14 protein-coding genes are annotated in these 15905 nt (G+C 34.8%); 2 read left to right on the plus strand and 12 right to left on the minus strand.

Going from position 1 to position 15905, the window contains the following annotated elements:
• Positions 1-113 precede the first annotated feature (113 nt).
• Positions 114-920 (plus strand): SDR family oxidoreductase, encoded by an 807-nt coding sequence (locus QGM60_RS02760; protein ID WP_281138701.1) that lies wholly within the window; start codon positions 114-116, stop codon positions 918-920.
• Between the two features lie 10 nt (positions 921-930).
• Positions 931-2097, plus strand: coding sequence for a mannonate dehydratase (uxuA, locus tag QGM60_RS02765; protein ID WP_281138702.1), 1167 nt, complete (start codon positions 931-933; stop codon positions 2095-2097).
• Positions 2098-2110: 13 nt separating this feature from the next.
• Here uxuA and QGM60_RS02770 read toward each other — a convergent pair whose 3' ends face one another.
• The 12 genes from QGM60_RS02770 to QGM60_RS02825 all read right to left on the minus strand — a co-directional run bounded on the left by QGM60_RS02770 (position 2111) and on the right by QGM60_RS02825 (position 15885).
• A complete protein-coding gene (locus QGM60_RS02770; protein WP_281138703.1) occupies positions 2111-3037 on the minus strand; it encodes an alpha/beta hydrolase in 927 nt (308 codons plus the stop codon).
• A complete protein-coding gene (locus QGM60_RS02775) occupies positions 3037-3822 on the minus strand; it encodes a rhamnogalacturonan acetylesterase (RefSeq protein WP_281138704.1) in 786 nt (261 codons plus the stop codon). The genes QGM60_RS02770 and QGM60_RS02775 overlap by 1 nt, the downstream gene beginning before the upstream one ends.
• Positions 3809-5827: a pectate lyase gene (gene pelA / locus QGM60_RS02780; protein ID WP_281138705.1), complete on the minus strand. Its 2019-nt coding sequence runs from the start codon at positions 5825-5827 to the stop codon at positions 3809-3811. Before pelA ends, QGM60_RS02775 begins: the two co-directional genes overlap by 14 nt.
• Before the next feature lie 11 nt (positions 5828-5838).
• Positions 5839-7029 (minus strand): exo-alpha-sialidase, encoded by a 1191-nt coding sequence (locus tag QGM60_RS02785; RefSeq protein WP_281138706.1) that lies wholly within the window; start codon positions 7027-7029, stop codon positions 5839-5841.
• Positions 7029-8639, minus strand: a complete 1611-nt coding sequence (locus tag QGM60_RS02790; protein WP_281138707.1) for a glycoside hydrolase 43 family protein — start codon at positions 8637-8639, stop codon at positions 7029-7031. Before QGM60_RS02790 ends, QGM60_RS02785 begins: the two co-directional genes overlap by 1 nt.
• Positions 8636-9679, minus strand: a complete 1044-nt coding sequence (locus tag QGM60_RS02795; protein ID WP_281138708.1) for a Gfo/Idh/MocA family oxidoreductase — start codon at positions 9677-9679, stop codon at positions 8636-8638. Before QGM60_RS02795 ends, QGM60_RS02790 begins: the two co-directional genes overlap by 4 nt.
• Positions 9680-9685: 6 nt before the next feature.
• The gene (locus tag QGM60_RS02800; protein WP_281138709.1) at positions 9686-10912 is read right to left on the minus strand and encodes a glycoside hydrolase family 88 protein; all 1227 of its coding nucleotides are present in this window, start codon (positions 10910-10912) and stop codon (positions 9686-9688) included.
• A gap of 73 nt (positions 10913-10985) precedes the next feature.
• On the minus strand, positions 10986-11396 hold the full coding sequence (locus QGM60_RS02805) for a cupin domain-containing protein (RefSeq protein WP_281138710.1): 411 nt from the start codon (positions 11394-11396) through the stop codon (positions 10986-10988).
• Positions 11396-12412 (minus strand): DUF4861 family protein, encoded by a 1017-nt coding sequence (locus QGM60_RS02810; RefSeq protein WP_281138711.1) that lies wholly within the window; start codon positions 12410-12412, stop codon positions 11396-11398. Before QGM60_RS02810 ends, QGM60_RS02805 begins: the two co-directional genes overlap by 1 nt.
• Positions 12413-13327, minus strand: coding sequence for an alpha/beta hydrolase (locus tag QGM60_RS02815; RefSeq protein ID WP_281138801.1), 915 nt, complete (start codon positions 13325-13327; stop codon positions 12413-12415).
• Positions 13328-13458: 131 nt separating this feature from the next.
• Positions 13459-14964, minus strand: coding sequence for a glycoside hydrolase family 28 protein (locus tag QGM60_RS02820; protein ID WP_281138712.1), 1506 nt, complete (start codon positions 14962-14964; stop codon positions 13459-13461).
• A 150-nt stretch (positions 14965-15114) separates the two neighbouring features.
• Entirely contained in the window at positions 15115-15885 is a 771-nt protein-coding gene (locus tag QGM60_RS02825) for a T9SS type A sorting domain-containing protein (RefSeq protein WP_281138713.1), read from the minus strand.
• Positions 15886-15905: the final 20 nt, after the last annotated feature.

Raw genomic sequence — 15905 nt, forward strand, 5'->3', positions numbered from 1 at the left:
TTAATCCAAATTTCTTCATAAATCAATACTAAAATTAAGACCTCAATCTTCAAATTTTGAGTAAACTTTAAGATGTTATTATTTTTTAATCTTTAGTTTCGCAAAAAAATAGAATGAGTATTTTAGATATAAAAGATAAAGTCATCATCATTACAGGTGGTTATGGCGTATTAGGCTCTAGTATGGCAAAGCATTTGGTTGAATCTGGAGCTAAAGTGGCTATACTTGGTAGAAATGAGGTCAAAGCTAAAGATTTTGCAGCGCAACTTTCTGCAACCAATACCATGGGTATTAAAGCTGATGTATTAGATAAAGAAAACCTAGAAAATGTTAAAACTCAACTTCTAGAAAAGTGGCAAAAAATTGATGTGCTCATTAATGCAGCAGGTGGAAATATGCCTGGCGCGACTTTATCTCCTTCTCAATCATTATTTGATATCTCATTAGACGACTTTCAAAAAGTAACAGACTTAAATTTAATGGGAACCGTAATTCCGTCGTTGGTCTTTGGAAAACAAATGACCAAACAAAATGGAGGTTCTATAATTAACGTTTCTTCGGTTGCTGTAGCACAAGCATTAACACGTGTTGTTGGCTACTCGGCTTCAAAGGCTGCTATGGAAAACTTTACACGTTGGATGGCTGTAGATATGGCTCATAAATTTGGCGATAAAATTAGAGTCAATGCTATTGCTCCTGGATTTTTTCTTGCGGATCAAAACCGAAAATTATTAACCAATGAAGATGGTTCTTTAACAGATCGTGGCGAAACCATTATAAAAAGCACACCAATGAAACGCTTTGGAAACTCCGAAGAACTTAATGGTGCTGTACAACTTTTAGCTAGTAATGCTTCAAAATTTATGACAGGAACTGTTATCCACGTTGATGGTGGATTTGGAGCCTTTAGTGGTGTTTAAAAATTAAGAAATGACAGAAACTTTTAGATGGTTTGGCAAATCTGATGCTGTAACCCTTTCGGATATTAGACAATCTGGTGCAACTGGTGTAGTTACTGCACTGCACCATATTCCAAATGGTGAAATTTGGCCTATTGAAGACATTCAAGCTATAAAAAATGAAATTCTCAATGCAGGATTAGAATGGTCCTTTATTGAAAGTATTCCTATTCATGAAAACATAAAACTGCGTCAAGGCGACTATGCAAAACGTATAGAAAACTACAAACAGAGCCTCATTAATGTCGCTAAATGTGGTGTGAAAAATGTGTGCTACAACTTTATGCCTGTTTTAGATTGGACACGTACACATCTTTTTTGGGAACTCAGAGATGGTAGCACAGCATTACGATTCGATAAGGTTGAAATGGCTGTTTTTGAAGCCTTCATAATGAAACGCAGTGATGTTGAAAAAGATTATGATAAAGCTATTTTAGCTAAAGCTAAAGATCGCTTTGAAGCCATGTCTAAAACTGAAACACAACGTTTAAAAGATGGTATTTTAAAAGGGTTACCTGGCACAGTTGACGACCTTGATATTCCGACATTCAAGAAGATGATAGCGCAATATAAAGACCTATCGCATTCCGATTTAAAATCTAATTTGTCCTATTTTCTGAATGAAATTATTCCGCTTGCGGAAGAATTGGGTGTGAAGATGGCTATTCATCCAGACGATCCACCATTTGATATTATGGGATTGCCACGTATCATCACTTCAGAACGTGACTTGGAAGATTTGGTTAATTTTATTGATAGTCCTTCAAACGGTATTACATTTTGTACAGGTTCTTTGGGGGCGAATGAAAACAATGATTTGCCTAAGATGATAGAGAAATTCAAAGATAAAATTCATTTTCTTCATCTTAGAAATGTGAAACGAGAAGACGATGGTAGTTTTTACGAAGACCATCACCTTGAGGGTTCTTCAGATATGTTTGAGATTGTAAAAGCAGTTTTAAAAATTGAAAAGGAACGCAACATTTCACTACCTATGCGACCAGACCATGGTCACCAAATGCTTGATGATTTAAAACATAATTATTTGTATGCTGGTTATACTGCTATTGGCCGCTTAAAAGGTCTTGCTGAACTTAGAGGTCTTAGTCTTGGGATTTCAAAAAGTGGTATTATTTGAAATAATTTAACTGTTACAAATCATTTTTAGCAAGCCAAGTCTCACAAGCTTTTGACCAATCATCACTTGTAAAACCTCGTCCCAAACCAAAACCGTGTCCGCCTTTTTCATAAATATGAAGTTCGGCTGGCACCTTGTTTTCTTTTAAGGCTAAATAATATTGAAGACTATTTTCTACAGGAACTGACTTGTCATCTGTAGCGTGAATTAAAATGGTTTTTGGTGTTTCTGAAGTAATTTGTGTTTCGTTAGAGTAGAATTCAACAGTTTCGTTTGATGGAGTTTCGCCCAACAAATTCGTTTTAGAACCTTGATGTGTTACACCATCTTTCATCGAAATTACAGGATACACCAATATTGAAAAATCTGGTCTTGCACTGACTTCATATTCCGCATTGTAAACAGCATCATTATAATGCGTAGATAAGGTTGATGCTAAATGTCCTCCAGCAGAAAACCCAAGAACTCCTATTTTACTTTTATTTAAATTCCAGTGTTTGGCATTTTGCCTCACATAGCGCATAGCACGTTGCGCATCTTGAAGTGGCGCAATGGTTTTATTTGTTGATATGCTATCATTAGGCATTCTATATTTTAGTACAAACGCTGTAATTCCTAATGTATTTAGCCATTCAGCAATTTTATAACCTTCTTTATTTATAGCCAAATGGTGATAGCCACCTCCAGGACAGATAACTACTGCTGTTCCGTTTGGTTTTTCTGGTGAAAAAATGGTTAATGTGGGTTGTTTAACTTTTTCTGTACTCCACAGCATTGAATCTTTAAAGGTTTGAATCTCTTCATAATCTGGATTTTCAATAGCATTTGGAATAGTATCTTGCCAAAGCTGAATAACTTTTTCCTCTTGTGCAAAGCAAGTCACAAAAAGAAAACTACATAGCAAAAGTGAATACTGCTTTAATTTACTCTCTATTCTCATTATTTTTTAATGTAACTATTAAAACCTTCTACCTTTTCTTTTAACTCGTTCACTGCTAACTTAGCCACTTCTGTTGCACCTAAAACCGATAAATGTGTATCATCTTCTTTCCCTTCAGGATAATATGGTATTTCATTTGGAGCGTAATGAAGATGTAACTTTTTAGACGCTTCAACTCCATAAGATTCTTCTAGTTTTTCGGTTAAATATTGTAAATCTATAAGTGGTACATCTTGCTCTTGAGCCACCAAACGCGCTTCCAAAGGATATACTCCATGCGTATCTATCAAAGTAGAGTCTGTATTAAAATTTCGTCTTACAATAGACGTAAATAGTACAGGAATAGCTTCTTTTGCTCTAGCTTCTTTAACAAACTTTGTAAGATTGTTTCTGTAAGCCGTATGTGGATTGGTGTAACGTTTTGGAGAGTTCTCTTTTTGGTCGTTGTGTCCGAACTGAATAAAGACATAATCTCCTTTTTTCAGTTGTTTTTGCACAGAATCCCAGCGACCTTCAGTGATGAAACTTCTTGTACTTCTACCATTAACAGCATGGTTATAAACCGTAGCATAATCATTTAAAAATTCTGGTAATAATTGGCACCAACCACGCTCTGGATTTTCATCAGGATTTGGCTTGTCTGCCATGGTTGAATCTCCTATGGTATAAATTAAAACGTTTTCAATAGTTTTTACAGTCTCTTCCTCTTCTTTCTGTTCTACTTTTTTATCACAAGATTGAAACAGAACAATTACTAAAATCAGAATTATTCTATAATGCTTCATACCATTCTTTTTTTGATTTCTTTTTGTATTCACCTAATACATTTTTCAATGTATATTTTTTTGCTTGTCGTTTTTTTAATTGATGCGACCATCCGTCACGTTCTGATGGTTTATAGCCTTCTCCATAGTTTTTATATTCACCATAAAACGCAGTTTTTTCAGCTTCTGGCTTGGACCAATTGTGCCAACCTATTGGCAGGATATGATTTCCTAAGTCACAATTTATAAAAACAGTTTGCGCATACACGCGCCAAGGCCTTCCTAAATAGACTTCATCTACATCATCATCTGCGGTAATTTTACAGTCTTTAAACACATAACCAAATAACGAATCCTTTGGTGTTGATGCTGCTGTGATGTAAGAGTTCTTTTTACTATGGATTTGACAATTTTCAAAAAAGGCTGTAGCGCTTCCGAAGATAAAATCGGTTGTTCCTTCAATATAACAATCTTTGTAATATTGCTTCCCTTTTCCTGAAGCATACAAAGTGTCTTGATTGCCTAACAAATTACAATTAATTATGGCAACTTCATCTGAAAACACAGACAATGCAACGGCTTGTCCAACTTCACCTGAAGAGTTTTCAATAGTGAGATTTTTTAGCACCACATTATTAGCTTCAACCAATAATGTGTAGGTGTAAAATGTACTATTTCTACCCAATCCTAGTTTATTAAAATAGTCATCGTAGGTTATAATAGTATTCTCTTTACTTTCTCCAACCAAAGATAAATTTTGGTTCCACTCGTGGATTTTTACTTTTTCCTTATAAACTCCATTCTTAATAAAAATAGTGATTCTATCATAAGGAAAAGCCTTGGTGTTTTTTATCGCTTCAACAATAGACGTATAGTCACCACTACCATCTTTTGCTACCACAATTTTAAATGGGTTTGAAGGCGAATCTTTCTGTGATAAATCGTATTTCTTTTTCCAATCTGGATAAGCATCTAAAACCATTTGAGGATGGTTGCCATACCAAGCGTAACCGTTTCTACGTTCCTCACCTATTTCTGCTAACGAATATTTCTTAATACCATCTCTATCACAAAAAAATGGTGTGTTGTCTTCGAGTGTCATGAAACGTGCCCAAATCGCAGGTGCTTTTTCATCAGGAATCATTCGCTTATTTACAATCTTGCCAACATCGTTGTACACTCTGTCTTTGCGTAATCCTGTAATCTTCACTTTTTCGAACCAAGCTACTGCGCTATTTACAGCGTTGATAATTTCTTTTGATGGATTCTCTATTGACATCAATAACATAACAATATGAGCCGATTCTGCACCACTTAAAGATGGTAATTCATAGGCTCTAGCCTTTGCAGGTTCTAAAGTTTTCTCGTCATGTTGCGCACACCAAGCTGTTAAAACACCGTTTTGTTTGTATTGAGTTTTTAAGATACAGTCTACTCCTATTCTAAAAGCGTCATTTACACGCTCTAACTGTTCTTTTGGAAGCTTTATAGAATAATAATCGGTGTTTTTTTTGAATTGATGAAGCATGTTCATAATGTTCACCATCGAATTATCATTATAGGTAATGCGCGAATAATAACCTTCTTTTAAAGGGTAGAACTGAGGCCAACCTCCATTATCGTATTGCGCTTCCAATATATAATCCAAACCTTTTAAAAAGGCTTTTCTATACCTTTCATCTTTTGTTTGAGCATATATTTTTGAAAGAAACAGCATTTCTTGAATCGTAGCTCCATTATCTGTTGTTGTCTCTTCATTGGTTTGTTTTTGCTTCAACAATTCTTCTTTTTCATCTTGAGACAATGGCAAGTGCATTTGTACATTTTTTGGCCATCCACCAATATTGCGTTGGTACAACAATACGTTTTCTGCAATTTGCTTAGCTTCATCAGATTGATACCAAACATCATCTTTTGTATGTATAATATTTCGCCAAGATTTATCGTGAACTTGAGCCGATAAATCTGTAAAAATACAAAGTCCGATTAAAAAAAATATGAATTTATAATTAGGGGGAAATTTCATAATTAATCATTTTAAGGATTAGTGGTTTTTAGGCTACTCAACGGAACTTTAGTATACTCTACGTTTTCCTTGCTAGTTGTATAAGACACATACAAATTATTATTGAAAATAAACGACTTTGGGTAATGGTAGCCTAAGCGCTTATACTTCCCTTCATATTGTAAGGGTTTAAGGTCATCACTTTTACGAAGCACAAAAGCATTAGTAAACAAGTTACCATCGTTGCTAAGCGTTATCGCCAATGGCATTCGTGATTTGGTCTGTACAGGATTGTTGATAATGTATGCTGTTCCGTTTGGAAAATTACCTGCACTTTGTTTAGATCTAGAGTCTGGCATTGTTGTTTCTACAGGTGTTGTCCAACTTTCACCGTTATCTTTACTTATTGAAGCTAAAGTTTGAAACGAACTAAACTGATCCCTAAATACCATAACCAAGGTACTATCTCTTTTCACAAAACTACTTGGTTCTATTTCTTGGGAGACATTATTTTTAGCAGAATTATTTGTGAAACTTGCTCTCGTCCAACCACTGACTCCTTTTGGATCATCTGTATAAACTGGTGATACCATTAAGCCAGGTTGAAAATGTGCTGCATTAATGATACGACCATTAGCGAGTTGATGTGGATCTTGTTCAAATACCGCATTTATTGGAGAATTATCTGCCATTAAAACAGGTTTCTTTTCTGACCAGTTAACACCATCTGCACTTGTTTTGTAATACGTATAGCCGCCTTCTGGCGACACTTTTGATGGCCAAACATTGATATAGGCAATTAATGAATCTTTGTAGGTCCACCAACCACCTGAAGTACAATAACCATCCTCAATTGATGCTGCTAAAGCCATCGGTTTACTCCAAGTTTTTCCATCCTTGCTACTGCTGTAAGCCAGCCAGGTATCATCAGAATCTTCGCCTTCGGCAGAGCTTTGCCACTGGCAATACAACACTCCTTTAAAGGCTGTCATTACTGCTCCATTACTAAAATGATCTGTACTATCTGTAGGTTTAAAAATGGTATATGCTTCGATGCCTTTTGGAACTTTTAAACCTAAATCATTAGGCTGTAGCGTGTCGAATAAGTCTTTTTTAACATCAAAGGGAAGTTTTCTTTTGTTCTCTTCTGAACAACTTTGAAAGAACATCAGCCCTAGAAATAATAACGATAGATGGTATTTTACTGACTTGATAATATTCATTATTTCTTAAATCTAATCCAGTCGATATCTAAACTTCCAGCATCATTAATAACTCCTTCTCTTAATGCTAAGCAGCCTATTTTTGCACCAATCCATCTGCCTTCTCTCGCTTTGAATGTATCACCAATAGGCTTGAATCTTTTGTTATTTGTGCTGTAATAAAAATTACACACTCCACCTTTATCTACTTTAATTTGAAGGTAAATCGTATTGCTATCAACTTTGATTTTTTCACTTTCGTTTTCTTTGCCTTCTTTATGTGCATCTTTACAAGTTACCTGTGATAAGTACAACTGTCCATTTTCTTGTGAGAATTTGATATAACTATAGCTCAATCCCATAATTAAAAAGCCAACTTGCTCATTATCGTGCCTAGCATTAAACGTCAATTTGGTTGTTGCCGTAAACGATTCTGCTGGAAATTTTTGCAATAACAAATTTGGTACATCGTGTAGGTTACTAGAACCTTCTGGTCGTGGTCTACAATACATTGTATAATGTCCCATACTGGTTGGAAAACCATAATACACTTGTGGGTTAGCGTGCCATTGCCACTGCAAACCTCTTTTAGCTTCGTTAAACTCATCAGTATCTGGTGGTGTAGCTATAGGATATGTCTTACCTACATTCGGTTTTTTATGTGTGGTTACAGGTTCGCCAATACCATCATTATTTTGGTCTATACCCATAACTGGCCAATCATTTTTCCAAGACATTGGTTGCATATGAACTATACGACCATACGCATCTTTATCTTGAAAATGAAGAAACCAATCTTCGCCAGTAACGGTATCTACCCAAGCACCTTGATGTGGCCCATTGATTTCAGTATTGCCTTGATGTAAAACCTTCTTTTTTTCGTAAGGTCCAAACACTGATTTAGACCTTAAAATAGTCTGCCAACCTGTTGGCACTCCACCAGCTGGTGCAAAAATGTAGTAGTAACCATTTCGTTTGTAAAACTTAGGTCCTTCAATGGTATCTTCACCTTCATGACCATCAATGATTTTTACCTCATCATCATTAGTTTTAGTGCCTTCAGCATTCATACTACAGACAACAAGTAAACTCTTTATGCCTGCACGACTTCCTGCAAAAGCATAAGCTAAATAGACTTTTCCGTCATCGTCCCACAGTGGTGTTGGGTCAATTAGTCCTTCGCCTCCTTTAACCAAAACAGGTTCTGACCAAATGCCTTTAGGATCTTTGGTTTTTGTCATATAAATACCAAAATCTGGATCTGGATAGTAGATGTAAAATTCTCCTTTATGAAAACGAATACAAGGTGCCCAAACGCCTTTACCGTGTTGTGGTTTATCAAACACATCTAACGGAATCTGTTTTGGCAAAGCATAATTTACCAATTCCCAATTCACCAAGTCTTTAGAATGCAAAATTGGTAAGCCTGGCGAACAGGTAAATGACGAAGCGGTCATATAGTAATCCTCACCAGCTCTTACAACGTCTGGATCTGAAAAATCAGAATGTAAAACTGGGTTGGTATAAGTACCATCACCATTGTCTGACACCCAAACATCGGACACAAATTTTTCTTGCGCCATACAATTGAAGACGATAAAAAATGTGGCTATTAAACTTATATTTTTCATAAGGTAATGACTTTCTTTTCTGTGTTACTTAAAAAAGCAGCTTCAATAATTGTAATGACTTGCGTAGCTTCTTCTGCAGTAACAGGTAATGATTTATTATTCTTTATAGCTTCAGCAACTCCATTGTAATAGGACATATAATTGCCTTGTTCAGTTACAACGAGTTCTTTTTTTGAGGTATCATTTTCAATTGTGTGAAGCAATCCTCTTTCAGATTCAGGTTCAATTCCCCAATTTGCTGTATTGGGTTTTATTTCTTTTTGAAGTTCGGTTTCCTGAATATCAGCTTTAGATTTTATAAACGAGCCCTTTGTGCCGTGAATACTATAGGCAGGCAATGGCTCTCTTACAAAATAACTGGATTTTAGAGTTACAAAATGCGAATCATAGTAAAGTTTCACATCAAAATAATCTCCTACTTTAGACTCTTTTCTAAAAGAATCTAAGGTTGCAAAAACACTATTTGGCATACCAAACAATTGCAATGCTTGGTCTATGAGATGAGAACCTAAATCATATAAACTCCCTACTCCTTCGGTTGGAGTTTCTTTATGTGTTTTATAACTCAGTTCTGGGTCAAATCTATCATAGTGAAATTCTGCTTCAACAATATCTCCGAGTACACCTTGTTGAACAATTTTCTTTACGGTTTTAAAATCGCTATCCCAACGTCTGTTGTGATATACTGAAAGCTTTAGGTTTTGCTTTTCGGCTATGGCTATCAATTCTTCAGCCTCTTTTGTGGTTACTGTAAACGGTTTTTCTACAATGACGTGTTTACCAGCTTCGAGTGCTTTTTTTGTACAATCGTAATGTGTGGTATTAGGAGTATTGACGACTATTAAATCAATAGCTTCATCTTTTAGCATCTCTTCTAAAGACCGAAACGTCTTGATATTAGGATACTTTTTTTCGGCTAAGTTTTTTGTTCGCTCAAAAACACCATAAAGATTAAAATCTGGATGAACATCTATGAAAGGTGCGTGAAAAACATGTCCACTCATTCCATACGAACAAAGAGCTGTGTTGATGGTTGCCATAGCCGTTTACTTGTTAAGTTCTAAAGCAGCCATGATAAATGGTCCTGTACCTTTTGGATCATTAGACCTGATGATTTCACCAATATAATATTCAAAAGTTCCGTCTCTGTATGGATTTCCGCCCAAACCTGCTACTCCACAACATTTATTAAGGTTGACAACGCCATTATCTTCAACAGTGATGAATGTATCTAATATACCTTTAAAAGCTTTGTTGGCGTTATCTAAATATTGCTTTGGTAAATAGCCTTTATTAACGCCTTTTGCTAAAGTATATGTAAACATACTTGTACCTGTTGCCTCTAGATAATTACCATCTCTTTCAGGTAAATTTAGTACTTGGTACCACGTGCCTGTTTTTTCATCTTGATACTTCACAATCGCCTCAGCATATTGGTTGAGATACTTAATTAGCCGTGCTCTACCTTCGTAATTTTCTGGTAAATAATCCAAAACATCAACCAAAGCCATTCCGTACCAGCCCATGCCACGAGACCAAAAATTTTGAGACAATCCGGTGTCTTTATTTGCCCATTTTTGTTCTTTACTTTCGTCCCAACCGTGATAATACAAGCCTGTTTCTGGATCTCTACTGTACTTTTCGATTAGGTCGAATTGTAACATAATTTTATCGTAAACCTTTTTAGCTTCTTCATCATCCATATACGATTTGGCATATTTTGTATGAAACGGTTCTGCCATATACACACCATCTAGCCACATTTGATATGGATACACTTTTTTGTGCCAATAACCACCTTCAGATGTTGTTGGTTGCCCTTCTAATTGCTTATGTAAGGTGTCCATCACTTTTTTAAAGCGAGGTTCTTCCGTTTTGTTATAAACATAGTAAATAGCATCGCCAGACTTTATCATATCTAAGTTGTAATTAGACATTTTATAGGTCTTTATAGCTCCATCTTCTTCGATCATTCTGTTGGCATAATCGTAGATATAATCGTATAATTTTTGATTATTGGTTTCTTCATAAACTTTAGACATTGCTTGCAAAACCAATCCATTGGTGTAACTCCATTTTGGCTTATCTCTAAAATCTAAAAGTGTAGGATCTGGAAAACGTTTGATTTCAGAAAGCGCCATACGCTCTGACCATTTTAAGTCCTCTGAAATTTCTTTTTTAGCCACAGGTGTTTCTTCCTGTTGCTTTTTCTCTTCTTTACAACTCGTAAAAAAAGTAAGCGTTAATATGGCCAATAATGCTATATTTTTCATGTGTTTATTTTATTAGTTTTCTGATGATATGATTCAGCACCTAATCTTTTGCTTAGTTTTAAAGGCAATGAACTTATTCTTTTTCGTATTTTTTTATGACTAAATATTTTAATTCAGTATCTCCTACATTACTGATGCCGTGCATACTCCAAGATGGACAATACAAGCTTGTGTTTGCTTCGACAACAACTTCTTTTCCGTCTAAATAAAACTTTGCCTTACCTTCTAGAACGTAAAAGAATTCATCTTCTTTATGTTTATGAGGTGCATGTGTAGATTTACCTGGCGCTACAACACTCATTTTTATCGTTCTACCATCTAAGAAATCTTTATCGGCAAACCAATACTGATAGCCAACTTTTGTCGGAACCGTTTTTTCTTCAGAAAAGGTATTGACACATTCTTCTATGGTATACGTCTTTTCTTGAGCGACAATTGTACTTGCTACTGTGAAAAATGCGAATAGAAGAATATACTTTTTCATTATAAAGTGTTATTAGAGTTTAACTCTTCCAACAGACCGTCTAAATACTTTACAAAATCTGTTTCGTTTTTAATACCATCTTTTTCTTGTTCCCAAGCACCTAAAAAATAAAATGATACAGGCTCGGTAGTTGGCTTAAATTCTACTAAATAGTCAGATTCACCTTTTTTAACCTCTGCAGTGGTTTCAACTTCATAAAAAATTGCCATTCCTAAATCATCAGGAATAAGTGTTTGCTCACCATAAGTAGCAATGTATGCCCACTTTTTATTTGCACTCTCATTTTCAAAATAAGCCACGCCATGATCTATAACTCCAGTTACAATACCTTCTACAGCTTTAGATGGTTGTATGGTGTGCTTTGTATAACGCTTGTCTGGCTTAATGCTTAAAGTTGACTTTAAATCAATTTTTTCATCACCAGTTTTCCAACCAAAGTAATTAACATTTACAGTAGATTGCTCAGTATTATTATCTACAGAAGCAACTGTAGAATCTACTTCTCTAAAGTGCAATACTTTATCTTCTACCAATCTTCCAATAGACCCTATACCTAGACCTTTTCCAACTTTAAGTATATCACTTCCCCAAGCTTCTGGTTCGTGGTAAGAATCAAATCCATCTTGTCCAACTTCAGAAAGCACCATAGTATCTGTCTTCTTTCCAAAAATATCAATAGCATTTCTCCAGTCTAAATACAGTCTATAACCGACTTTGTTGCTTTCCCAACCGGGTCCTTCATAACGTAAGAACCAAGAATGATCTGTATGATTTTCTGGCACTTTTACAGAAGAAACATTTTTAAATGAAGTACCACCACTATATTCCATGTGACCTCTTGGACCATCTTTCCACTCACCTCCTTGAGCTACTGAAATTTCAGCGTATGTCTTTTGAGTTTCTTGGGCTTTTTCTTCTTGCTTAACCTCTGGTTTTGCATTCTCTTTCTTTTCGGATTTACAAGCCACAATGGTACTCGCACATAATAAAGCTGCTATTAATTTTGATGTTTTCATTTATGATCCTTTTTTGAATGTTTTATCTAAAAATATAGTGATATAATTTACGGTTTCTGTAAACCACGGGTTAAATAACCAAAATGTATGAGGACTATCTGGAAAATTCTCTACCTGAGAATAAATGTTATGCTTGTCCATGATTTCAATCATTTCTTCTCGTCCTGCTTGAAAGCGTTCATACTGACTACTAATAAACAAAGTTGGAGGTGTATTCTCATCAACATGTGTTAATGCAGATGCCTCTTTCCAAACATTAGGTTTTTCTTTTGACGTTCCGCCTAACCACCAAGCGGCCATTTTGCCTTCACTAGATTTTGGGTGAACAAAAGCTATGACTCCATCTAAGTTTACAATAGCTTGAACTGAAGTTGAAGTATTATAACTTGTACTTTCTTCAAAGTTTGGATTGTTATTTGTTGTGCCAACTAGTGTTGCCATTTGAGCACCTGAAGACGTTCCTAAAATGGTAACCTTTGTAGTATCTATATGAAACCTTTGCGCATTAGATTTTATGTATTGAATGGCTTCTTTAATATCATAAATACCATCAGGATATTGGGCTTCATCAGATAATCTATATTCTAAAGCAAAGCAAGCATAACCTTTTGAAGCAATACATTGCGCCATTGGTTTCATATGTGATTTATCGCCAGATTTCCAACCACCACCATGAACCATAATTACAGCAGGCTTTAACAATGAATCTGTATTGACAAAAGCATCTAAATGAAGTTTTCTTTCACCTATTTGCTTGTAAACCTCATCACTAATTTCTTTTACATTTTCATAATGTTGAGGCTTTGGAATTTCTATGTTTGGAAAGTTCTTTTTATACTTTTTATAAGAACTATTTACAGTGTAAGAGGTGTCTTTTTGAATGGTTTGAAAAGCGAAAAGCGTTGATGAGAACATCAAAAAAAAGAAGACATAAAACTTTGAAAAACTATACACTTTTCTAAATTATTAATTTATTGAAATAAGCCTGATAATATATCAGGCTTATGTAAAACAATTCCTGCTATTAATTGTTAGGGTTAATGGAATTATTTTTGGGATTGTGGTGGACTTTGCATTAACGAACCGTTAATGTAAGTATCTATAAGCTTTAAATTTGATACGTTTTCTAATGAAAATGCTTCATCTACCTTTTCTATGTTGACATTTTTCAATGTAACATTAGTCACTGGTGACTCTTCATATCCTTTTGCTAAAATACCGTAGTAACCACCATTTTTAACTTTCACATTTTCAAGTAAAATATTCTTAATCTCAGGAATATGTTCACCTGTCTGATTTGTATAAGTAGCATAAAACATGTTTAGTTTTAATACTGCTTCTTTCACTTGGCCTACTTCAAGATTTCTAACATAAACGCCATCTATAACACCACCACGTCTTGAATTTGTTTTCAGCCTTATTGCTCTATCTAAGTTAGGACTATTCATTTCGCAATTTTCTACATAAACATTCGAAACTCCAGCAGACATCTCACTACCAATAACTACACCACCGTGACCATCAATCATTTTACAATTTTGCACCACAACGTTCTCCGTTTTAATACCAATTCTTCTACCTTCAGCATCTCTTCCTGCTTTTATAGCAATACAATCATCACCAGTATTAAAAGTACAGTTTTTAATTATGACGTTCTTAGAATATTCTGGATCACAACCATCATTGTTTGGCCCATGACTTTCTACAGTTACTCCATCAACTATAATGTTTTTTGATTTGAATGGGTGAATAATCCAAAATGGAGCATTTACAATTTTCACTCCTTCAATTAAGATATTTTCACTTTCAAAAGGCTCTAAAAATGTTGGTCTTAAATAATGGCCATCACCAAAAACACGCTCTTCTAATGGTGTACCTTCTTGACCCATTTCCATAAGTCTTGGTAAGTTAAGGCTATCTTTTTGATGAGGCATACCTTCTTCCCATCCGTAGATATCTTTTCCACACCATTTCCACCAGTTATCATTACCTGCTTGACCGTTTAAAATCCCTTTTCCTGTAACCGCTATATTTTTCTTCTTGTAAGCATATAATAACGGAGAATAATTCATCAACTCAATACCCTCGTAAGCTGTTGCAACTAAAGGGTAATAATCTTGAGGATCTGTACTAAATAAAATTTCAGCACCTTCTTCTAAATGCAGATTCACATTATCTTCTAAATGAATAGCACCTGTTAAATATTTTCCCTCAGGAACTACTACTTTTCCTCCGCCATCATTCGTACAAGCTTGTATGGCCTTCTTAAAAGCTTCAGTATTTTTAGTAACTCCATCTGCTTTTGCACCATAGTCTATAACAGAAAAAGTCTTATCTGGAAATTCAGGTGTTTTCACACTATTTACAACTTTCTCCATATCTGACCATGGTCCTGAGTTTGTTGTTACTGAAACAATATTCTCTTCATTTTCCTTTTTAGCCTCTTTACACGAAAGACCCAACACTAATATTGCTAAAGCTGATATTTGAGAAATTCTTAAAAAAAACCTACTGTTTTTTTCAATTTTATTAAATGCTTTTCTTGAATTCATATTGAATTATTAACCTGTTAATGTAATCGATTACCAAACCTATAAAATTTAGATTTATAATCCAAGAATTTTAATATTTATAAACTTTATATTGAACAAAAAAAGAACGCTTAAGAAGCGTCCTTTATATTTTAAATATTAACTATGCTATTAATACGAAACCAACTTAAAGGTTTGACTCTTTCCTGAGGATATTGTATGAGCAACATAAATACCAGGTTCTAATTGAAAGTTTAAATCCTCGTCTGTTTTTAATGTTTTAACTAAAGCTCCAGTAATATTGTAAACATTAATTTCAACATTTGAACTTACATTAGAAACAAACACTTGATTCTTAACAGACCTTACATCTATTTCTGAAGTTAAATTGACATCATCCACGCTTAATAGGGTACTACTAACTTCTAATTTGTAATAATTAACAGCATTACCTTCAGAAAAAACTAAAATAGAGCTTGCGCTTCCTGTATAATCAGCTTCAATATATCGTCTATCAGTATCTCCAACAGAATCAAAACGAACAATTTCAGCTCCTGTGTTATCTGCAATAACAACGGCTCTTGGCGTGCTAGAACCACTAAATCTAAACCATAGTTTTACAGATACTGGACCTGTAATAGGAAACTCCATGTATCTTCTTGTTGGTAAACCCGATGCATCAACAGAACTGTTTCCTTCTGATTTGAAACGATTAGTAGAACTATAACCATCTGGCCAAGTACCTGAATTTGGTTCAACTGTACCAAAACTAGAACCACCAGCAACCAAAGTTAGCCCGTCAATTACCTGCGTATCCGAAAATGCTGGTCCCACAGGAAAGTTAGCTACATCATTACCAAAATCCCATACATGATCTTGCGCTTGTGCAAAAACAATAAAAAGTAGAAATGGTAAACTCAAAAAAAGTAATTTTTTTCTCATGTTGTAATTGTTTTTATATT

The sequence above is a fragment of the Winogradskyella sp. SYSU M77433 genome (assembly GCF_029911945.1).
Lineage (GTDB): Bacteria > Bacteroidota > Bacteroidia > Flavobacteriales > Flavobacteriaceae > Winogradskyella.